The organism is Kitasatospora sp. NPDC001309, from assembly GCF_042896295.1.
Taxonomy (GTDB): Bacteria; Actinomycetota; Actinomycetes; order Streptomycetales; family Streptomycetaceae; genus Kitasatospora.
In genome coordinates this window covers 26,665-47,246 of record NZ_JBIAXC010000006.1, presented here as the reverse complement: position 1 = coordinate 47,246, position 20,582 = coordinate 26,665, and the positions used below count along the sequence as shown (strand labels likewise).

The 20,582-nt window shown below is 70.5% G+C and carries 21 protein-coding genes and 1 pseudogene; 7 read left to right on the top strand and 15 right to left on the bottom strand.

Annotation, left to right across the window (positions count from 1 at the left end; genetic code table 11):
- Nucleotides 1-102 precede the first annotated feature (102 nt).
- The 12 genes from ACFY2K_RS08110 to ACFY2K_RS08055 form a co-directional block, all read right to left on the bottom strand.
- The gene (locus tag ACFY2K_RS08110) at nucleotides 103-705 is read right to left on the bottom strand and encodes an exonuclease domain-containing protein (protein ID WP_387710292.1); all 603 of its coding nucleotides are present in this window, start codon (nucleotides 703-705) and stop codon (nucleotides 103-105) included.
- A 432-nt stretch (nucleotides 706-1,137) separates the two neighbouring features.
- Nucleotides 1,138-1,626, bottom strand: coding sequence for an NUDIX domain-containing protein (locus ACFY2K_RS08105; protein ID WP_387710290.1), 489 nt, complete (start codon nucleotides 1,624-1,626; stop codon nucleotides 1,138-1,140).
- Nucleotides 1,627-1,690: 64 nt separating this feature from the next.
- Nucleotides 1,691-2,275: an AAA family ATPase gene (locus tag ACFY2K_RS08100; RefSeq protein WP_387710288.1), complete on the bottom strand. Its 585-nt coding sequence runs from the start codon at nucleotides 2,273-2,275 to the stop codon at nucleotides 1,691-1,693.
- Nucleotides 2,272-2,712, bottom strand: a complete 441-nt coding sequence (locus tag ACFY2K_RS08095; protein ID WP_387710287.1) for an NUDIX domain-containing protein — start codon at nucleotides 2,710-2,712, stop codon at nucleotides 2,272-2,274. Before ACFY2K_RS08095 ends, ACFY2K_RS08100 begins: the two co-directional genes overlap by 4 nt.
- Nucleotides 2,713-3,211: 499 nt before the next feature.
- A complete protein-coding gene (locus ACFY2K_RS08090; RefSeq protein WP_387710285.1) occupies nucleotides 3,212-5,107 on the bottom strand; it encodes a glycoside hydrolase family 15 protein in 1,896 nt (631 codons plus the stop codon).
- A gap of 31 nt (nucleotides 5,108-5,138) precedes the next feature.
- The gene (locus tag ACFY2K_RS08085; protein ID WP_387710283.1) at nucleotides 5,139-5,612 is read right to left on the bottom strand and encodes a hypothetical protein; all 474 of its coding nucleotides are present in this window, start codon (nucleotides 5,610-5,612) and stop codon (nucleotides 5,139-5,141) included.
- 119 nt (nucleotides 5,613-5,731) lie between these two features.
- Nucleotides 5,732-5,977 (bottom strand): hypothetical protein, encoded by a 246-nt coding sequence (locus ACFY2K_RS08080; protein WP_387710281.1) that lies wholly within the window; start codon nucleotides 5,975-5,977, stop codon nucleotides 5,732-5,734.
- The gene (locus tag ACFY2K_RS08075) at nucleotides 5,974-6,492 is read right to left on the bottom strand and encodes a LuxR C-terminal-related transcriptional regulator (protein ID WP_387710279.1); all 519 of its coding nucleotides are present in this window, start codon (nucleotides 6,490-6,492) and stop codon (nucleotides 5,974-5,976) included. The genes ACFY2K_RS08080 and ACFY2K_RS08075 overlap by 4 nt, the downstream gene beginning before the upstream one ends.
- Before the next feature lie 32 nt (nucleotides 6,493-6,524).
- Complete coding sequence (locus ACFY2K_RS08070; protein WP_387710277.1) at nucleotides 6,525-8,033, bottom strand: glutamate ligase domain-containing protein; 1,509 nt, start codon at nucleotides 8,031-8,033, stop codon at nucleotides 6,525-6,527.
- 96 nt (nucleotides 8,034-8,129) lie between these two features.
- Entirely contained in the window at nucleotides 8,130-9,566 is a 1,437-nt protein-coding gene (locus ACFY2K_RS08065) for a glutamine synthetase family protein (protein WP_387710275.1), read from the bottom strand.
- Complete coding sequence (locus tag ACFY2K_RS08060) at nucleotides 9,563-11,062, bottom strand: amino acid permease (RefSeq protein WP_387710273.1); 1,500 nt, start codon at nucleotides 11,060-11,062, stop codon at nucleotides 9,563-9,565. The genes ACFY2K_RS08065 and ACFY2K_RS08060 overlap by 4 nt, the downstream gene beginning before the upstream one ends.
- A gap of 58 nt (nucleotides 11,063-11,120) precedes the next feature.
- On the bottom strand, nucleotides 11,121-12,098 hold the full coding sequence (locus ACFY2K_RS08055; protein ID WP_387710271.1) for a hypothetical protein: 978 nt from the start codon (nucleotides 12,096-12,098) through the stop codon (nucleotides 11,121-11,123).
- 319 nt (nucleotides 12,099-12,417) lie between these two features.
- Here ACFY2K_RS08055 and ACFY2K_RS08050 point away from each other — a divergent pair, with 319 nt between their 5' ends.
- Nucleotides 12,418-13,554 (top strand): helix-turn-helix domain-containing protein, encoded by a 1,137-nt coding sequence (locus ACFY2K_RS08050; protein WP_387710269.1) that lies wholly within the window; start codon nucleotides 12,418-12,420, stop codon nucleotides 13,552-13,554.
- Between the two features lie 21 nt (nucleotides 13,555-13,575).
- A complete protein-coding gene (locus tag ACFY2K_RS08045) occupies nucleotides 13,576-14,301 on the top strand; it encodes a 5-formyltetrahydrofolate cyclo-ligase (RefSeq protein WP_387710267.1) in 726 nt (241 codons plus the stop codon).
- A gap of 100 nt (nucleotides 14,302-14,401) precedes the next feature.
- On the opposite strand, the gene ACFY2K_RS08040 is transcribed toward ACFY2K_RS08045, so the two are convergent.
- The 3 genes and pseudogenes from ACFY2K_RS08040 to ACFY2K_RS08030 all read right to left on the bottom strand — a co-directional run.
- Nucleotides 14,402-15,088, bottom strand: coding sequence for a RibD family protein (locus ACFY2K_RS08040; RefSeq protein ID WP_387710265.1), 687 nt, complete (start codon nucleotides 15,086-15,088; stop codon nucleotides 14,402-14,404).
- Between the two features lie 35 nt (nucleotides 15,089-15,123).
- The gene (locus ACFY2K_RS08035; RefSeq protein WP_387710433.1) at nucleotides 15,124-16,209 is read right to left on the bottom strand and encodes a DNA-binding protein; all 1,086 of its coding nucleotides are present in this window, start codon (nucleotides 16,207-16,209) and stop codon (nucleotides 15,124-15,126) included.
- A 132-nt stretch (nucleotides 16,210-16,341) separates the two neighbouring features.
- Nucleotides 16,342-16,518: pseudogene (locus ACFY2K_RS08030) on the bottom strand (helix-turn-helix transcriptional regulator); the annotation flags it as partial.
- 175 nt (nucleotides 16,519-16,693) lie between these two features.
- On the opposite strand from ACFY2K_RS08030, the gene ACFY2K_RS08025 reads away from it, so the two are divergent.
- The 5 genes from ACFY2K_RS08025 to ACFY2K_RS08005 are packed head-to-tail and all read left to right on the top strand — an operon-like array spanning nucleotide 16,694 to nucleotide 20,582.
- A complete protein-coding gene (locus ACFY2K_RS08025; RefSeq protein WP_387710263.1) occupies nucleotides 16,694-16,825 on the top strand; it encodes a hypothetical protein in 132 nt (43 codons plus the stop codon).
- Nucleotides 16,826-16,834: 9 nt separating this feature from the next.
- Nucleotides 16,835-18,022, top strand: coding sequence for a cupin domain-containing protein (locus ACFY2K_RS08020; RefSeq protein ID WP_387710261.1), 1,188 nt, complete (start codon nucleotides 16,835-16,837; stop codon nucleotides 18,020-18,022).
- The gene (locus ACFY2K_RS08015; protein ID WP_387710259.1) at nucleotides 18,019-18,915 is read left to right on the top strand and encodes an aldo/keto reductase; all 897 of its coding nucleotides are present in this window, start codon (nucleotides 18,019-18,021) and stop codon (nucleotides 18,913-18,915) included. The genes ACFY2K_RS08020 and ACFY2K_RS08015 overlap by 4 nt, the downstream gene beginning before the upstream one ends.
- Nucleotides 18,916-18,934: 19 nt before the next feature.
- The gene (locus ACFY2K_RS08010; RefSeq protein ID WP_387710257.1) at nucleotides 18,935-19,750 is read left to right on the top strand and encodes a hypothetical protein; all 816 of its coding nucleotides are present in this window, start codon (nucleotides 18,935-18,937) and stop codon (nucleotides 19,748-19,750) included.
- Nucleotides 19,737-20,582 (top strand): hypothetical protein, encoded by an 846-nt coding sequence (locus ACFY2K_RS08005; RefSeq protein WP_387710255.1) that lies wholly within the window; start codon nucleotides 19,737-19,739, stop codon nucleotides 20,580-20,582. Before ACFY2K_RS08010 ends, ACFY2K_RS08005 begins: the two co-directional genes overlap by 14 nt.

Genomic DNA, 20,582 nt, shown 5'->3' with positions numbered 1-20,582 from the left:
CCTGTTCGATTTCGCATCCAAGCGCCGGGAGGTTCCCGGCGGTTCTCGGCGAGCCCGGGTCGAAGACCCCGAAGACCACGTTTTCGATTCGGGCCGGGCCGCTCACCACAAGGTCGCGTCCTCCTGCGGCTGGGGGTGGCCGGGCAGGCCGGGTGGGACAGCGGCGGTCAGCAGGGCGGTCCAGGTGGCGTGGTGCCCGGCGAGGTGGATCAGCAGCAGGGCGGCTGCGTGGGCGTCGAAGGCGGCTCGGTGGCGCTTCCCGGGGACGGCCGACAGGTCGATGCCGCACAGCTCGATCAGCGCATCCAGGCCGTACCCGGCGGCCTTGGGGTAGGTCGCGCGCGCCAGGCGCAGGGTGTCCAGCACCCCGGCCGGCTGCCACCCCGGCAGATGCCGCAGCAGCACGGCGTAGTCCACGTGGGCGTTGTGCGCGGCGATCCACGCGCCCTCCAGGCCGGCGCGCACCCGGGCTCCGATCTGTGGCCAGGTCGGGGCGGAGGCGGCGTCCTGGTTCGTGATGCCGTGTATCCGCACGGAAAGGGGGGTGATGGGGTGCGGCGGTCGGATCAGGGTGGAGCGGGCGGAGGAGGGCACCAGGCTGCCGTCCACCACGGGGATGGCGGCGAGCTCGACCAGGTCCGGCGGCTGGGCGCCGTTGCCCTCCACGTCCACGACGATGATGGGGGGCCAAGTGCTGTAATCCATGCGTTCCCTATCGGCTGGCGGCCAGGCAGGCGGTGACCGTTTGGCCGCCCATTGGTCGCCGGGAAGGGCGGCGGCCAGCAGCGCGAGCGCGGCGACGATGTCACGAAGTGGTCTTGGCGGTCAGTTGGCTTGGCGTGCAGGGACGTCGGAGGTGAGGTGTTGGCCGGGGATGTTGGTGGTGTACTGGCGGCCCTGGAGGAGGTGGGAGGCGCGGTAGCGGGAGGCCGGTTCCTGGGCCATCAGCTCCGCGTGGGTGTCCTGTTCGATGAGGCGACCGTGGTCGAGGTAGAGGCGAACGCGATGGTCGGGGGCGCCAGTGCCGTCCGGGTTCGGCGTAGCCGTGGGGCGACCAGTGCGGACCGGGCAGGGCCGACCTGGCCGACACCATGCCGGGCGGGCGCACTCGCCCGGCATGGTGCCGAAGGGCGCCGGTCACGTCTCGACGAGCTGCCGTTGTCCGGAGGCGGGGTCGAATCCGTGGGTGGAGAACGCGGGGCCGCCGGCCAGGTACGCCTCCACCGCGGCCTTGGAGGTTGGGAACATCGGGCTGGGCAGGACGTCGGCGGCGGGGTGCCAGCGCACCTCCAGGTGCTTGTCCGGCTCGACGTTGGCCAGCTCGCCCGTGAACTCGCTGGTGGCGAAGACGAACAGCACGAACCCGCCGCGCCCGTCCCAGCCCTCCTTGGCCTGGATGGTGTGCACCAGACGCAGGTCGCACGGACGGGCGATGAGCCCGGCTTCCTCACGCAGCTCCCGGGCGGCGGCGTCGGGGATCTCCTCCCCGGGGTCGACCTTCCCGCCGGGGATCGACCACGCGGGTCCGGGGGTGAAACTGCGCTTGCCGTAGAGGAGGGTGGCGATCCGGTCGGTGTTCAGATCGTGGGCGATGACGCAGACCGACAGCCTGCTCGTCTCGTGCATCAGGGGGCTCCTGGTTGAAGTGGGAGGGGGCAATGGCGCGGACACGACGGTCGAGCAACTGCTTCTAGGTGTCACGCGCGGGCAACTCCGAGAGCGCGGTCTCGCGCATGATGCGGTCGACCGTGTCGTGGAGGGTGCTGTCGCTGCCGATGACGGTCTCGATGCCGCCCGGCAGAACGTCGTGCTCGCGGTACCAGTCGCGCAGTTCCCGCTCGGTGACGGCCACCAGATACTCGCGATCGGCCTTCGAGGCGTGCCGGACCAGCGTCTCGTCGATCGGGATGTCGAGGTAGTAGCAGCGGGTGACGCCGCGATGGTCGCCCACAAGGCGCGTGAGCATTTCGCCGTAGTGATCGGCGTACAGGATGCCTTCGATGACGACGTGGTAGCCGGCGTCCAGCGCGTACCGTGCCACGGTGTCGATCAGGCCGATGTTCGCGCCCCCGGGCCGGTCCCGCTCGCGCAGCACGATGCGCCGGAGGTTGTCCTGCGCGACCACGGCCAGGCCCCGGCCGAACCGGTCCCGGATGCCCGCCGCCACCGACGACTTGCCCGACGCCGAGTTACCCCGAACGACCACGAGCCGGGTCTCCGCGCTCCCCGCAGGCACCCCGGCCCCCGGGAACCCCGGGTGGCTCGTGGCGCTCATGCCGACCATCCGATGACGGACAGCGGGCGGCCGGCGGCGATCTGCGCGAGCGCGTCCGCGGTGTAGCCGACCATCGGCTCCGGAAGCCCGTCCAACGGCCAGAAGCGGAGAGCGGCGCACTTGTCCGGCTCGCGGTTGGTGATCGTGCCGGTGTACACGCGCGGGGCGAAGAACAGCTGGAGGCGGCCAGCACCGTCGTCGGCGTCGAGGTGGTGGAGGGTGTGCACCAGGTCGAGGTCCTCCTCCCGGATAGTGATGCCGAGTTCCTCGTCGGCCTCGCGAGCCATGCCAGCCAGGACAGACTCTCCCGCTTCGAGGTGGCCGGCCGGAGCGTGCCAGTGCTGGGCGGCGAAGGTGGTGTTGGCGCGCTGTCCGAGCAGCACTTGGCCGTTCTCGATCAGGACCAGGTGGACTCCCACAACCAGCGTGTGCGGCACGGGACGTCTCCTTCCCAGGGTGCGAGGGAACCAGCGCGGGGAGCGCGTCCGGTTCAGGGCATGGCGAAGCTGCGATCAAACTAGTGATCGTTCGTCGTACGTGAGTGCGTAGGCAGGTGTCCCACCGTAGGTGGCCCGGCGGGGCCGCGTCGGCGTGTCGCGGCAGAAGCCACACGATCCGGTGAATGGCCCCAACTCGTCATACTGGTAGGGCGATTGCTGGTCGAACAGGGCAGTGTGCCATGGGTTACTGACAATCGCGCCGTACTCGGCGGGAGGAAGGCGTTCACACCTCCGCCGGCGCGGTGATCCGGCTCTGGAGGCGCGCGGTGTCGTGGGTGCTTCCGAGGCTCTCGTACTGCCGGAGGCTCGCGGCGTCCGGGTGGCCAGGGTGTTCGGCGGCTGCCCGAGGAACTCGGCGGCATGGGTCGTTCAGTTGCCTCTCCGCGGAAGGCCCGGGCCCTGGCCACGTTCACCGGACGCAGCTCGCTGTCGCCCACTACGCCACCACGGTGGCGGGAAGCGCCTGCTCGATGACGGCGCGCGGACCGGGGAGCACCGGGCACTGGGCTTGTAGCCTGGCGGCCAGGCGGACTGCCGCGTCCGCCAGGCTCCAGTGGGAGAACCCCTGCGGGTAGTTCCCGAGCTGCCGCCGGGCGAGGGGGTCGTACTCCTCGGCGAGGAGCCCGAGATCGCTGCGCAGGGCGAGCAGCCGGTCGACCAGCTCGCGGGCTTCGGCGTGCCGGCCGATGACGGCCAGGCTCTCGGCCAGCCAGAACGAGCAGGCCAGGAAGGCGCCCTCGTGGCCGGCGAGCCCGTCCACGTTGCTGTCGGTATCCCCGCGGGTGGCGTAGCGCAGGACCAGCCCGTGCTCGGTGAGTTCGCGCTGGACGGCTTCGACGGTGCGGATGACGCGTTTGTCGTCCGGCGGCAGGAAGCCGACCAGGGGCAGGAGCAGCAGTGAGGCGTCGAGGGCCCGGCTGCCATAGGACTGGGTGAAGGTGCCCGTCTCGGGGTTGAAGCCGCGCGTGCAGACGTCGGTGTGGATCTCCTCGCGCAGGCGGGCGAGGCGGACGAGGACGGTAGGGGCGGTGGTGCTCCGGCGTTCCAGCAGTCGCAGGGTCCGGTCCACGGCGACCCAGCACATGACCTTGGAGTGGGTGAAATGCCGTGCGGGACCGCGGATTTCCCAGATGCCCTCGTCGGGCTCGTGCCAGCGCTGCTCCAGCTGTTCGGCGAGCGCCAGGAGCAGGGCGTCGCATTGCGTGGACGGGGGGAGGCCGGCGTCCTCGGCGAGCAGCAGGGTGTCGGCGAGTTCGCCGTAGACGTCGAGCTGGAGCTGGTCGGCGGCGCTGTTGCCGATGCGTACCGGCCGGGAGCCGTCGTAGCCGGGCAGGTGGTCGAGGGTCTCCTCGTCGAGGTCGGCGTCGCCGTTGACGCGGTAGATCGGCTGGAGTCGCTCGGGGTTGACGGTGTCGACCAGCCAGTTGCGCCACTGGCGGGCTTCCTCGAGGAAGCCGAGTCGCAGCAGTGCGGCGGTGGTCAGCGCGCTGTCGCGCAGCCAGACGTACCGGTAGTCCCAGTTCCGTTCTCCGCCGAGCTGCTCGGGCAGGGAGGTGGTGGGCGCGGCGACGACACCGCCGCCCGGATGGCAGAGCGCCTTGAGGGTGAGGGCGGAGCGCACCACCGCCTCGCGGTCCGGGCCGCGGTAGGTGCAGCCGGCTGCCCAGTGCTCCCAGAACTCCGCGGTGGCGTCGAGCTCGGAGAAGGCGTCGGGTGGCACGGGTGCGGGACGGTGAGAGGGAGCCCAGGTGAGGGTGAGCACGACGATCTGGCCGGCGTGGACGGTGAAGTCGGCCCGGCACATGCCCCGCCCGTTGGCGGTGTGCTGGGGGCCGTCGAGCCAGTACGAGTCCGGGTGGGCGACTACCCACAGCCGCTGGGTTCCGCGGGAGATCCGCTCGACGCGTGGCCGGGTGGCGCCGTAGCCGGGGCGGGGGCGGAACAGGCTGGCGACGTGGACCGCGCCGCTGATGCCTTCGACGATCCGGAAGATCCTCGGCTCAGCGTCGTCGCTGACTGTGGGCGCCGGCATGAAGTCGGTGACCGCGACGGTACCGGTGGGCGTGTCCCACTCCTGGCGCAGGACCAGGGAGTTGCCCACGTAGTGGCGGCGGTCGGCAGCGGGGGGCGGCGCGCCGTCGTACACGGCCGGGCCGACCCGCCACAGGCCATGCTCGGCGTCGCCGAGCAGCGAGGCGAACACCGCCGGCGAGTCGAAGCCGGGCAGGCAGGCCCAGTTGATGGAGCCGTCCGGGCGGACCAGGGCGGCGGACGCGGTGTTGCCGAGGAGAGCGTGGTCCTCGATCCGGGGAGGGGCGGTGGTGGTGCGCATGGGGTCCTGACGTGGGCTGGTGGGTGGGTGGTCAGCGGAGAGCGGGGGCTGCGAGCGTGGCGAGGGCGGCGGCGACGGTGTCGGCGAGCGTGTCGGCTACCGGCAGCCACGGCATGAGGCTCGCGAGTAGCACGCGGTTGGCCTGTTGAACGGGGTCGCCCGGGTCGCAGCCGACGACCACCGTCCCGCCGTACGGGGAGAACAGACCGGCCTCGTAGCAGTCGTGCACGCGCACGTGCCCGATCGGGTTCCAGAACAGGACGACGTCGGTGCGCCGGATGTTGCGGTCCTGCCAGCCGAACGGCTGCCACGCGAGGTAGATGTCGGTGGCCGGATTGCGCGACGGTCGAGGGTTGAGCACCGTGCCGTCGAAGCCCGCAGCCGCGAACAGGTCGACCGCGTCGCTCTGCCAGTCCGGGCAGCCAACGGTTGCTCCGGCGAGGAACACCGCTGGGCGGCCGTCCGGCTCGTACGGCTGCGGTGCCTCGACGTATCGAAGGTTCACCGGGCACCGCCGGAGGAAGTAGGTCCGTGGAGGACGGTGAGGATGATCATCTGTTCTCTGAGGTCGAAGGGGTGCGGCCCTGGCCCGAACGGCCGCCATGGGTACTGCGGTTGTGCTGTTCAGCCGGACCGGCGGCGCTCGCCGGGACGATCCCGGTCGTTCGGAGGCGGCGGGCGGTGGCCCAACAAGCGGTCGGCCACGCCGAGGGTGCACAGGGCGACGACGGCGAAGGTGCCCAGGTAAAGCGGCTGCTTGAGGGCGGCGCGGTGCTCCAGCAGGTAGATGGCGCCGCCTCCGATCAGAACGCCGAGTAGGAAGCAGAGCGCGGCGAGACCGACGCGCCCGATGCCGCGGTGACCGCTCACGGGGCCACCGCCCGCGGCTCGGCGGCCGGGGCGAGCGGTCCGGCTGGCCAGGCGGGGTCGATGCTGTTCAGAGGGACCAGCTGGGCGAGGACGCCGACAACGACGGCCTGGGGCTGCGAGTCGACGTTCAGCTGGCTGAGCAAGTTCTTGGAGTAGGTGCGCATCGTGCTCGGCGCGATGCCGAAGTCGGCGGTCAGCTCGGGCGTGCTGCGCCCGCCCGCCCAGCCGCGCAGGATCTGCAACAACCGCGGGGCCAGCTGGGGGTTGATGGTCAGCGCGCCGCTGGGGTGCACCGGCTGGGTGACGATCCGGTGGGCGGTGGCCCAGGCGGCGAGGTGCAGCACGGTGCGGGTGCCGGTGGTGACGAGCAGCGCTTCGATCGCGCTGCGGACGTCGTCCGGTTGCAGCCTCGTCTCGGGGTCGGCGGCGATCTGGTCGTGACTGGCGCCGGCGGCGACCAGGACGATCAGCTGGCGCTCGGAGGCGGTGAGGGCGGGCAGGGGGCCGATGGCCACGGCGTAGTCTCCAGCGGGATGGTGCGGGCGGGTCACAGTTGCTGAGGGATGGGCATGGCGGGGGCAGCGAGGTGGAACAGCAGCCTCGGACCGAGCCGCTCGGCCTGGCCGGTGCCGATGACCAGGACGAGGTCGCCCTCGGCGGTCATCTCGAAGATCTGCTGTTCCGGGGCGGGTTCGTCCGGCCCGAGGTGGATGCGGTGGACCGCTGCCTGTCCGAGCTTTTGAAGAGCGGCCTGCTCGACGGCATCCAGCGGGTCGGGTCCGGTGTCCTCGGTCAGCGGGGTGCTGACCGGCAGCAGCACCGCGTGATCGGCGTCGCCGAGGGCAGCGCCGATTTCGGCGGCGTGCGCGCTGGTGCGGGCGACGCCGTCCGGTTCCAGAACGACGACCACCGAGCCCTCGGTGAGCATCCGGGCGGCCGTTACGTCCTGCGCGATCTCGCGCGGGTGCCGGGCACGGGAGTCCACGACGGTGACGCCGGCCTGGACACCGAGCGTAGCCAGCGACCGCTCGGCCCCGCGGAAGCCGCCGGCGCGCTGGGCGACGGCTTGCGAGTCCTCCCCGACGACGAGGGCGGTGGCGATGGCAGCGCACACCGCCAGGGCGTGGTGTCGGCCGGCGACCGGCACGGTGAACTGGTGCCGCTCGCCCTGGTGGTGGAGGGTCAGGAGGTACTCGGTGCCGAGCCAGCGGGGCGGGAGGACCCACACGTCGGCGTTCTCCTCCAGGCCGACCGTGACCACGGCGGGGCCGGGGCGGTCGCTGAGCCGCTCGTGCACGATCTTGGCGCCCTTGTCCCACAGCGGCAGTACCACCGTGCCGGATGAACGGGCGAGGGTAGTGGCGGCGTCCAGAGCCTCGAGGGTGTCCGCGAAGTGCGGGGCGTTCATCGCGGCGGTGGTGATCAGTGCCACGACCGGGGACGCCATGTGGACGGGCCGTGGGCCGTGCGGGAGGCGGCTGCGGGAAGCCGCCTCGTGCGTGCCGGCGTCTGGGCCGAGGTCCACGACCAGGCGCTCGCCGCCGAGGCCCTGTCCTGGAACGCCGCCTCGGGCCGCAGCGGTGAGAATCCAGGAGGTGCGGCCGTCGTCGAGGACGGCGGCCAGGGCCGCCGCCGCGGTGGCGGTGTCGTGGCTGCCGTAGACGGCCACCAGCGGCTCGCCGCAGTCCCCGGTCAGCGTGGAGAGGGCGAGCGCGCGGGTGAGTACCGGTAGCCCCAGGGCCTGGCCCTGGCCGAGTTCCGGGAGCGGGCCGCCCGTCGCACCGGACCACACCACAGCGGTCCGGTCGGCCTGGACGTGCTCGGCGTCGAAGCCGACCGCGAGCTTCACGCCGGCCGTGCGCAGCCGGGCGGCGGCCGGGCTGTCCTGCTCGGCGTGGGGGATGCTGGCGGTGACGTCCAGCTGGCGCGTGGCCAGCCACAGCGCGAGGCCCTCCATGCCGGTTGCGGTGGCGTCGACCAGGTGGGCCCGGGTCAGCAGATCGGCCCCAATGGGCTGTGGGCTCGTACGGGTTGGGGGGCAAATGGTGGTGTCCACGGGAGGGATTCCTCGGCAGGATCGGGAACAAGGGGCGAGGTTGGAACCGGGCCGGTCGCGGGCCTCGGGGGTTGGGCGCCGCGACCGGCCCGGGGCTCATGCCTGGGTGAGACCGCGCTCCAGCTCGGCATCGGTCACGGCTGCGGCGTGGTGGTCCAGGTCCAGGTGGGCGACGGCGGCCAGGTGGGCGACGACGTGCTCGTCGAGCAGCTCGCCGGCCAGCGGGCTGGTCTCGAACGCGGAAACGGCCTCGGCCAGTGACTGCGGCACGGGCTCGGCCTCGCGGCCCAGGTAGGCGTCGCCGCAGGTGGCAGCAGGGGGCTTGAGCCCGGCCTCGATGCCGTGCCGGATTCCGGCCAGGACCGCTGCCAACGCCAGGTAGGGGTTGGCGTCGGCACCGGGCAACCGCACCTCCAGACGCAGGCTGCGACCGTGACCGACCACCCGAACCGCACACGACCTGTTGTCCCGCCCCCAGGTGAGGCGAGTGGGGGCAAAGGAGTGGTCCCGCAGGCGCTTGTAGCTGTTGACGTACGGCGCCCACAGCGGGCCGAGAACGGTTAGCGCCGTCAGCAGTCCGCCCACTGCCTGCTCGCCCACCTCCGACAGGCCGCTGCCGTGATCGGGACCGGCCAGCAAGACCGACTGGTCGTCGACGTCGTGCAGCGAGACGTGCAGGTGCATGCCGCTGCCCACCCCGCCCGGCAAGGCCGCCATGAACGACGCCGTCATGCCCTGCTCGGCCGCGACCGTCTTCGCGGCGTGTTTGAACAGCACGTGCTGCTCGCACGCCGCCGTCACCGCCCCGTAGGGGAAGGTGACTTCGACCTGGCCCCGTGCGCCCTCGCCTTTCACCGCCTCGACGGGAAGGCCGGCGTCGGCGAGGACCTGCCGCAGGCGCCTGCTGAACTCCCGTACCGGCAAGGGCTGGTCGAGGGCGTAGTCGCGGTTGTCCCAGACGGCGGGGCGAAGTCCGCGGAAGCCGGCCGCCGCCGCGTCCCGGGCGGCGCCCTCGAAGAGGACGAACTCCGTCTCCACCCCTACCTTTGCCGTCAGCCCGAGGCCGGCGAGGCGCTGCTGCTGCTCGTCGAGCACGGTGACCGGGGCGAGCGGGTGCGGCAGGCCCACGCTGATCGGCTCCGCGAGCACCAGGGCGGTGGACGGAAGCCAGGGCAGGACGCGGGCATGCTGGTTGTCGGGCAGCAGCGCTACGTCCTCGAAGCCGGACTCCCACGAGAACACCCCGGACTGCGGCGGAGTCATCCCGAGGTCGGTACCGAGCACGTACCCGCACATCTCCGGCGAGAGCCCACCCGAGCGCAGCCGCTGCACCAGCGAGGCCGCGTCGCACTCCTTGCCCTTGAGGCGGCCCTGCACGTCGACGGCCGCGAGCAGCACCGTCATGATGCCGAAGGCGTCCACCAGCTGGTGCAGTGGTCCGGTCGGGGCGGGCGCCACCGGAGAGTTGCCGGCGGTGCGGTACCGGGCGGCCCGCATCGTTGCCGTACGGCCCGGGCGTCGGCGGCTGGTCACACGACCTCCTCGGTCAGCTCGACCAGCTCGGCCGACTGCTGGACCGGCGGCGCGTACGAGCGCCCGGCCTTGAGCCACCACGCCCAGGCCAGCAGCAGCACCACCCCGAGCGCCACGGGGGCGTAGTTGAAGGTGTCGACCGTCACCGGCGAGGACTGCGGCAGGCACACCAGCACGCTCACCACGGCCACCCAGCCGACCGCGATCCACCCGATCACCGGCCCCCGGCGGCCCAGGTTCCACGGACCGGACTTGAATCGGCGGCCCTTGCGCAGCCGGAGGTAGATCGGCACCGCGTACGCCGGGGTCATGCCCACGACGTTGACGGCGGTCACCGCGCCGTACGCGGTCGCGCTGTACAGCGACGGCAGCGCGAGCACCAGCGCCGCCACGAGCGACAGCCACACCCCGGCCACCGGCGTCCCGGTACGCTCCGACACCCGGCTCCACAGAGCCGATCCGGGAAGCGCGCCGTCCCGGGAGAACGCGAACACCATCCTCGACGCCGCCGCCGTCTCCGCGTTGCCGCAGAACACCTGCGCCACGATCACCACGACCAAGAGCACCTTCGCCCCGGTCGTCCCGAGCGCGTCGATGAAGATCTGCGCGGGCGGCACGCCCGTGGGCGAGCCGAGGACACCGTCGTAGTCCTGGATGGCGAACAGCATGCCCGCCAGCAGGACGGCACCGGCGATCCAGCTCACCCAGATCGAGCGGACGATCCCGCGGGGCGCGGACACGGACGCCTTGGTGGTCTCCTCGCTCATGTGCGCGGAGGCGTCGTAGCCCGAGAAGGTGTACTGGGCGAGCAGCAGCCCGACCGCGCTCACGTAGATCGGGTTGCTCCAACCGGTGTTGTTGACGAAGTGCCCGACCACCCAGCTGACGTCCCGGTGTTGGTCGGGCACGAGCGCGAGCGCTCCGACGATCAGCACGACGCCGCCGATGTGCCACCACACCGAGATGCCGTTGAGCACGGACACCAGCCTCACGCCCCGCAGGTTCAGCACCGCGTGGAGCAGCAGAATCGCGGCGAAGATCCCGAACAGCCCGGCAGGCGTCGGCGAGTACCCGAACTGCATGTTGAGGAACGCGCCGACGAAAGACGCCGCACCGTAGTCGATGCCGCAGATGCCGCCAACCAGGCCGAGCAGGTTGAGCCAGCCGGTCATCCAGCCCCACCGTGGGCCGCCCAGCTGGTGGGCCATGAAGTAGAGCGCACCGGACGTCGGGTATGCCGAGGTCACCTCGGCGAGCGCCAGGCCGACGAACATGACCAGGCAGCCGACGCCGACCCAGCCCCAGATGATCACCGCCGGTCCGCCGGTGTTCAGGCCGAACGCGAGCATCGTCATGCAGCCAGACAGGATGCTGATAACCGAGAAGGAGCTGGCGAAGTTGCCGAACTCGCCCATCCTCCGGCGTAGTTTGGGTTGGTAGCCGAGTTGGCGGAGCCGTTCCTCATCGGTCGGCGGTGCAGTCTGGGCGGGGGACATCGAGACAACCTCCGTGCGGGAGAGAACGGAATAGGAGGAAGGGTGGGTCGCCGGGAAATCAGGCCAGGGCGGTCGCGCGGCCGGCGAGGGCCTGCTCCCGAGCGGTGAGCAGCAGAGCCTCCGCTTGGTCGGGGGAGTCGGCGACATGGGTCCACGGTGTCTTGGACGCGAACTGGCCGAGAGTGCTGAATACTTCGACGGCTGCGGCCATCTGGGCCGATGCCCACAACGCGTGGGCGAGGTAGCTGAGGTCGACGACCGGCCACGACCCCGGCTCCGCCACGGACCAGCTCTCGTAGGCACGCTGAGCACGGGAGAAATGGGGCTCTCGGAGCCACTGCCGAAGCACGACCGCGTTGCGCGTGGGCTTGTTGCGGTAGTAGTCGACCGACAGGTACAGCGGCAGGGCGGCGAGCGGCGATCCGGCCGGAGCCATCGGCATGACGACGTTCACAAAGTCGGTCGCCGCCGGCCGGTAAACCTTGTGCCAGTAGCGGAGCATGCGGTGATGGGCCTCTCGGTTGCCCGGATCGCGCCTGAGCACCTCATCGAGCAGCCCCCACGGTCCGGGCGGAAGCATCGGGTCCGACGAGCCTTGCCGGTGCTCTGGCCGGTGCCTGGCTCGGTCCAGCACAGCCAGAGCCAGTAGGCACACCCAGGGCACAGGGTCCGAGCGCACCGCCTGGGCTGCGGCCCAGCACGACTCGCGGGCTACTTGCTCCAAGCGCTCGGCCTCCGGTGAGCCGGCCTCGGCTGCGGCAAGGGCATGCTCGACCAAGACCCTGGTCCGCAGGATGGCAAGGCCCGGGTCGTCTGGTTCCTCGCGTCCCCACTCGGTGAGCACGGTCGAACGAGCCGCGACCAGTGCCAGCACCTGAGTCCGAGAAGTCCGGAGACTCGCGTCCGGTGTCGTTGCGGCAAGGAGCCGCTGCGTCGACATCCAGCGTCCGGCCCGCAAATCGTCCACCGCAGTCCGGAGCGCACCGTCGAGTCCGGCGGGGTGATACACCGGCCGAGCCGGATACGCGGCGATCATGGGACCGTCCTTCCAGGCATGGACATGGCGGATGTGTGAGCGAGAGCCTGCGGTGGGTCTAGGTCCCGTCAGCTCCCGTAGGGCATCCGGCAGGAAACGGCAGTCAGGCGGAGGGGCGTGGGAGCCTGTGCGTGTGCTTGGGAGGCCGCGCCACCGGGGCCCACCACCCGGGCTGGGCGGTCAATGTTCTGTGCGGGTCATACGGAACAGCAGACAGCGGCGCCGCAACAGTGCAGATTTGTTGCATCGTGTGGCATCCGTGCGGGAAATCGGTCCGTGAGCTGCGACCTGTTAGGCAGACAAACTTCTGGAGTGCGGGATGAAGCGGGGCGGGCTGTTCGTCCAGTGGCGCCGGGCGGCGGGCTTCACCCAGGAGGCGCTGGCCGAGCGGCTCGGCGTTGACCGCTCGACGGTGCACCGATGGGAGACCGGCAAAGTGGCGCCGCAGCCTTGGCAACTTCCCGCGCTCGGCAAAGCACTCCAGCGCACCGCCGCGGAACTCGAAGCGCTCTTCGGCGGGCGGTTGGACGACCAGGCGTCGAGGGTTGGGGTCGGTGATCACAGCGCTGCATCATCAGAGGAGCTGCGGCTCGTATTTCTGGATCTCGAACGCCGGTACGATCGCGTTCCCTCATCGAGCCTGCTTGCCGAGGCCGGCCAGCACTTCGCCCGGCTCGACCAGCTGGCCCGCCGGCTCCGGACCGGTCCACAACAACGGGACGTGCTGACGCTCCAGGCGGAGACTGCCACCCTGATGGGAAAGTTGGTCTGGGACGCCTCGCAGCGCCGCGACCACGGCGGCGCCCGGGCGTACTACTCCCAGGCCGCCACTATCGCCCGCAGCCTGCGCGACCCTGTCCTGGAGAGCCATGCGCTCCTGCGGTCGAGCTTTGTTGACCTGTACGGAACGAAGGACGCACCGACCGGTCTCGCGCTCGCTGAAGCGGCGGCGAGACGAGCAGCGTCGGCCAGCCCGGCTCTGGCTGGGCTGGCGCTTCTGCACGTTGGTGAGGCGCACGCCATGCTGGGGGACAGACTGGAGTGCGAGAGGAGTATCGGTCTCGCTCAGGACCAGCTGGCGCACAGCGGCGGCGGCCCCGCCGCCGAGCTCGCCTCTCTGGACCAGGTCGGCCGGCTTGCCGGCTCGTGCTATCTCGAACTCGGCCAGCTCCGGCGCGCACAGGACGAACTGGAGGCCGCCGCCAGGAGCCTGGGCCGCCGGCAGAAGTCGCGGACGATCGTGCTGGGCAACCTCGGGCTGGCCCTCATCCGGCAGCGGCAGATCGACGGTGCTCTCGAAGTGCTCGACCAGGCCGTCGATGAACTCGAGCAGACTCGTGGCGGCGGGGGAATGAACCTAGTGTTCGCCGCTGCCCGGGAGCTGAAACCCTGGCGGCAGGAGATCCAGGTCATGGAACTCCACGACCGGCTGCTGTCCTTGATGGCGGCACCCTGACCGAAGGAGACGATGCACCCCGTGACAGTGAGCCGGGAGCGAGACAAGGCCGCACTTCGCGAGCGGGTTTGGGCCGAGCTGGATGCCGCTGCGGCGGTCGAGGACGACACCGCGTACGGACGGATTCCGTCATTTCGCGGCGCAGAGGCGGCGGCTCGCCGGCTCGCCGACCTACCGGCATGGCACTCAGCGAAGATCATCAAAGTCGTGCCGGACACGGCGCAGGAACCGGTCCGCGCCATCGCGCTGAGCCAAGGAAAGGTGGTCTACATGGCCGTTCCCCGCCTGGCCGCGACCGCCCCGTTCTACGTCTTGGACCCGCGGAAGCTCACGGTTGCCCCCGCAGTCGCTGCCAACCGCAAGGAAGTGCCTGCTCTTACCAGCGCGGTGGACGTCGATGTGCTTGAGCCCGTGGACATGGTCGTCCTAGGCAGCGTGGCGGTCGACCGGACGGGCGCTCGGATCGGCAAGGGCGCGGGCTACTCGGACATCGAGGCTGCTCTCCTGACCGAAGCCGGACTGATCGGCCCGAGTACGGTCTTCGTCACGACTGTGCACCGGCTCCAGGTGGTCGAAGAAGTCCCAACGGAGCCGCACGACGTTCGAGTCGACGTCATCGTCACGCCAGATGCAGTGATCACGTGTCCGGGACCGCGCCTACCCGCCCGGATCCGGTGGGACGACCTTCCTGCGGAGAAGATCGCCGCGATCCCGGCCCTCGCCCGGCGATTGACGGACCGCAGCTGAAGATCGGGTGTCCTCGCCGGGCGGGGGTACAAGTGGATGGGAGCGGCGGCCCGGTGGTCAGCAGGCCAGCCGACTGTGCTGACCACCGGAAGGAGTTCGCTCAGGCGGACTCGTGCTTGGGGGCGAAGCGCAGGAGAACGACGTCGCCGATCGTCTCCGCGCCAAGCAGACCCATCCGCCGGGTGCTTCCGCCGGGGTAGCTGGCCGCGTGGAGGAAGCGGGGTGCGGCAGCGTCGCCGACGAGGAGCGGTGCGACAGCGAGGTGGACCTCGTCGGCCAAGCCCTGCGAGAGGAACTGGGTGTGGATCTGTCCGCCGCCTTCGACCATCAGCCGCTCGACACCGCGGGTGGCAAGGTCATCGAGCAGTGCTCCGAAGTCAACGTTCTCGCCGGTGCTGACGACGTCGGCGAGGCCGTCGAGTTCCTCGCGGAGCTTGGCGGCTGCGGAGTCGGTGGTGTACACGACCTTCTTGTCGCCGAAGTGCCAGAACTTGAGGTCCCGGCTCAGGTCGCCGCTGGCGCTGATGGTCACCTTGAGCGGGTACTCCGGCTTGCCGGCGGCGATACGCGCGGCTCGGCGCTGCTCGCTGTTCACGAGCAACCGGGGGTTGTCGCTGCGAAGTGTGTTGCCACCGATGAGGATGGCATCGGAGTCGGCGCGGACTTGGTCGACGCGGTCGAAGTCGGCGGGGTTCGACAGCAGGAGACGCTCGGGCGAGGCGTCGTCGATGTAGCCGTCGATGGAAGTGGCGACGCTGAGCAGGACGAAGGGGCGGGCGGCCATCATGGTCCGTTCTCTCGGTGATGCGGGCTTTGTGGTGATCACACTTCATGCAGCAGGACGCTGTCGAGGGCATGGCGGAACTGGTCCACCTCGGGTACGCCGCGGCACCGCTGCAACAGCGCGTCGAGGGCTGCAAGTTCGTTGAAGATCCGGGCGGATCCAGTAGTTGCGGCGATGGCCAGCGCGGCCTGGCCGGCCGCGGCGGCCTGTTCCGGGCCGTTGGCGGCGAGCTGGGAGATGGCAGAGCGAGCGAGGTAAACGCCGCGGTCTCGGCGGAAGTTGGGGGGCAGAGAGCGGATGGCCTGCTCGAAGCCGGCCACTGCTTCGTGGTGGCGGCCGAGGAGTGACAGAGACCTGGCGCGCTGGGCCTCCACGTACGCGGCGTTGAGCCACCGGCCGCGTCCGACCGGTGCTTCGGACGGATCGGCCAGGAGGGCGAGCGCGTGGTCGAAGGTGTTTTGGGCGGTCCGCTCGTCGCCGAGGAGGGCATGACCATGGGCCCCGTAGACGGCGCCCATGGCGCTCAGTCGGCTTCCCGGCCGGGCCAGGCGCTGGGCGTAGTCCGCGAGGTCGACGGCATCGACGGACTCCATCATGTCGCCCGCCAGCTGGGCCTTCCTGGCGGCGATGTAGGCGGTCAGGTCGTGGTCGCCGCAGGCGTTTGCCCAGTCGAAGGCGCGGTCGGCCCAGTATTGGGCAGCGCGATGGTCCCCGCCGTCCTGGTGAAGCCAGCTGCAGAACTCCGCATACTCTGCGAGGACTTGGAGCAGAGCCTGCCGATCCTGGCTACCGGCGTCCAGTCGAAGCTGTTGAATGAGCTGGATGTGCTCCTGCGCGGTGGCAATGACCTCGCGCGGTCCCAGGACGTTGTCGCACTCGACCAATGACCTGCGGAGCGACCGCAAACCTTCGACCGGGTGAAGGTCCAGCGCGGGCGTCGGCGGCTGGACCTGGACCTCGGGCACTGCGAGCCCCGACAGACGGGTCACCCCGGAGGTGGCGGACACGCCCTGCGCCAGGGCCTGGCGTGGCATCGTCACGAAGATGATCCTCCCATCGGCTGTCCGGCAGCCGACTCGGACCCCGCCGTTCATTCGCGGCATTGTGGCGGCCTCGATCGCCATGCCTGCGGCACTCGGCGGAAGCGCGATGCCCTCGGGTCGCTGAGTCCAGCCGACCCGGCTGCTAACGTCCGCCGAAGCTGGACCAGCCGAAGAAGTGGCCGATGAGGTCGACAGGGCAGTAGCGAGCTCGTCCCGCCCGACTCCCAGCAGCCCGGCCAACTTCGCCAGCTGCCACGGCTGTGGCGAGGCTTTGCCCCGCTCCCACCGTCCGACCGTTGAGCGATCGACGTCCATGGCCTCAGCCAGGGACTCCTGGGTGAAACCTGACTTCACGCGAAGCTCGATGAACCGCCCGCGCCGTACCCCCATCACCCATCCCCTCGATGCGCTGAACCGATCCGGCGCGAAGTTGCCTAGTCAGCAGGCGGTTTACCCCACGGATGCCCCACCAGTGCACCAATTCTGCTCTGTTCGTGCGCGGCGCGCAGCGGTTCCCTGGTGTCCGCCGGAAAGCCCGGTGCACCAAGGACGAAAGGCCAATCGCATGGAGATCACCATGACGGCCGTCGACGACGACGGCCTGCTCGTCTCCCGTACGAAGGTCGCCGCGGCGCGTTCGCGCGACGAGCAGCCCTCGGACGGCGGCTCCACCGGCCGTACCGACACCAACGACTGACGGCTGCACATGGCCACCGAGCTCTTCTCGGTGGCCGAGCGTCTGGGCGGGGAGGAGTTCCTCGCCCAGACCCTCGGCCGCAGCTTCAAGGTCACGCGCGGCGACGCCGCGTCACTCGCAGGGCTGATGAGCTGGGACGACCTCAACAGCATCCTGACCCACCACCGCTTCGAAACTCCCCGCTTCCGCCTCGCGGCCAACGGCGAGCAGCTGCCCACGCACACCTACTCGCGGCCCATCGTCACCCGCCGCAGCACCGTCTGGCACCAGCTGCAGCCCGCCGAACTGCACAAGTGCCTCGGCGAGGGAGCCACCCTCGTTCTCGATGCCGTCGATGAACTCCACCCGGGCGTCGGGCGTCTAGCCGGCCAGCTCGAATCGTGGCTGCGCACGGGCGTGCAGACCAACCTGTACGCCTCGTGGACCGGCACCGAGGGGTTCGGAGTCCACTGGGACGACCACGACGTCGTGGTCGTCCAACTCGACGGCGCCAAGCGCTGGCGCATCTATGGACCGACCAGGGCGGCTCCGATGCACCGGGACGTCGACGTCCCCGAGGCGCCCACCGAGGAGCCCATCGCCGACCTGGTGCTGAACGCCGGCGACGTGCTCTATCTGCCGCGCGGCTGGTGGCACGCCGTCGCGGCCTCGGAGGGACAGCACTCGCTCCACATCACCTGCGGTCTGCAGAGCACCACAGGCGCTGACCTGATCACCTGGCTGTCGGAGATCCTGCGCGCCGACGAAGCGGTTCGGGCGGACCTCCCGCGGTTCGGCACCCCCCAGGAACAGCGGGCCTTCCTCAGCGGCATCGGGAAGCTCATCGCTGCGGAGCTGGAGAGCAACGATCTGATCGCCCGGTTCGCCGCGTCGCGGGACGCCACCGAACGCGCGAGGCTGGCGCCGTCGCTGCCGCACATCGCCATCGTGCCTCCGGACCCCGATCTCCACGTGCACCTGGTGACCACGCGCCACCTACTGTCCACTGCGCCCAATGACAGGGTCCGACTGACCGCCGGCGGCGAGGAGTGGACCTTCTCGTCACGAGCCCAGCCGATGCTCGCGCTGCTCGCCGACCGTTCCCGGCACCGGCTCGGCGACCTCGCCAAAGCCGCAGGAATCAGCATCGAGCAGGCCGCCGGCATCGTGGCCGAACTCGTCGACGGCCAGGCCGCGTCGATCGGAGGCACGGCTTGACTGCCGAACTGACCCTCGGAACCTACCGGTGCCGCGATGTCGCCACCGCCGCACGACTGGCGACCGCACAGGGGGCCACCTGGGTGGATACCGCGCCCAACTACGCGGTCGGCCGAGCTGAGGCGGAGCTCGCCACCGTTCTCGCCGAGCGTCCCGCCGTCCGGGTCTCCACGAAGGTCGGCTTCATCCCGGAGAACGCCAAACGCGCCGGCATCCGTTCCGGAGCCCTGACCTCCGCTGAAGCCGAACACGGGCACTGCCTCTCCCCGGGCTACATCACCTGGCAGGTAACCCGCAGCGGGCGCATGCTCGGGCGCACGCCCGACCTGGTCTTCCTCCACAACCCCGAGCACGCGCTCGGGAACGCCGACGCTCGTGATGGGCTCTACCAGGCGTTCGCCGCTCTCGAAGCGGCGTGCGATCAGCACGGCATTCCCGAGTACGGAGTCTCCACGTGGACGGGGTTCACCAGGGGAATCTTCGACCTGCCCACGCTGCTCGACCTCGCCACCAAGGTCGGCGGCCGGCAGCACCGCTTTCGAGCGGTGCAGCTGCCCGTATCGGTCGTCCACCTCGCACCGGTCGCGCAGGCGCTCGACGGGCGCGGAGTATTGGTCGACGCCCAGGCAGCGGGAATCCAAGTGTTCGCCTCCGCCCCACTCCACGGCGGTGAGATCCCCGACATGATCCGCCCGGAACTGGCCACCCTGATCCGTCCGGGCAGCACCACGGCCCAGGCGGCGCTGGCCGTCACCGCATCAGCCCCAGGAGTGAATCGAGTACTGCTGTCGACCGGCAACACGGAACACTGGGCACAGGCCGCCGAAGCCGTCGACGGTCCCCCGCTGTCGCCTGACGTTCTGCGAAGGGTCGTCGATGTACTCGGAACCTGAGCCCGCCACCGCCAATCGGATGCGCGACATGCTCTCGGCTGCCGCCACGATGCTGAACGTGGCGGCAGCCGACTCCGGTGAGACCTGGGGCTGGCAAGGCCGCACCCTCAGCGGTCCGGTGACCTCGGCCACCGGCAACGCATGGCTGCGCCTGGTGGAGGCCCCGGAGAGCAAGGCCGGCGGCAAGCTCTGGGAGGGGCCGCTCGAGGCAGAGCGAACGATGCCTTCAGCGGTTCCCCGCCCTCGGCTACGCGAGCGGCGGACCTGGACGGACGGCGGATACGGTTACCTCGCCGAGTTGTACGACAGGGTCGACGCCCCCGTCATCGCTCCTTACGGACCGGTACTGCGGGAAGCGCCCGACCTCGGCAGCGGGTGGTGGGAGGAACTCGGCGCTGCTGTTGGCTCCATCACCGCGGTCTCCACTGATCGTGTCGCGGTTCGCCAGCAGTACCTGGACAGGGCGATGCCGCAGTTCCTCGGATTCCCGGTCGACACCAGAGTCCCGGCCTGGAGCACCGCCCATGGCGACCTTCACTGGGCGAATCTCACCGCACCCAAGCTCACCATCCTCGACTGGGAAGGCTGGGGCATCGCGCCGGCTGGTTACGACGTGGCCCTCCTGTACTCATACAGCCTCCTGGTCCCCGCAACCGCCGCAGAGATCCGCCAACGCTTCAGCCACCTGTTGGACTCGAGGTGCGGCCACTTCGCTCAACTCGTGGTGATCACCGAGCTGCTGCAGTCCAACACCCGCGGCGACAACCTCGAACTCGAGGCGCCGCTTCGAAAGCAGTTGGAAGGGCTCAGGAGCGTGAGCCGTGCAGTTGCTTGACGACGCGACCCGCATGCGCATGGAGGCGGCGCACGCTACCGCAGCCGCTCACCTGAGCGTGACCTGTACCGGCAGCCCCGTCTGGGGATTTGCGGGCTGCACCATCGGGCGTCGCGCCGGCACGAGGTGGCTGCGCGTCGCAGCCACCTCGCCGACCCGCACGCGCATGCAGGGGCACGGCATCGTCGGTGCTGACGCCCTCGTCCCCCCAGACGTCCCCCGGCCGCGCCTCCACAGCATCCTCGACTGGACGCAAGGGGGGCATGGGTACCAGGCCGACCTGATCGACTACGCCGCTGACCCGGTGGTGTCAATGCGGCCTGACCTGACCACAGACCCCGGCCTCCCCGATTCCTGGTGGCACAGCCTCCGAACCGCAACCGAGAGCCTGGCCACCGCCGAGGGAGTGCGGACCACCGTCCGGGACATCTGGATCGAGAGCGCCTTCCCCCAGTACCTCGGCATTTCCTCCCCCGGGACGATCGAGCGGGTCACCGGGCACGGCGACTTCCACTGGGGCAATCTCACCGGCCCCACCCTGACCATCCTCGACTGGGAACGCTGGGGCTTGGTCCCGATCGGGTTCGACCCCGGCATGCTCCACGCCAACAGCCTCCTCGTCCCCGCCGTCGCGGACCGCATCCGCACGGAGTTCGCCGACATCCTCGACACCCCGGCCGGACACGTCGGTCAGCTCATCGCTATTGCGGAGATGCTCCAGGCCGTTGACCGCGGGTACTACCCGGAACTCGCCCCTCTCCTCGCTGACCGGGCACGTGAGCTGACCGGTGTCACGCCGCCGCAGGGCACCGCCGCTGGCCTCGTCCGGTAG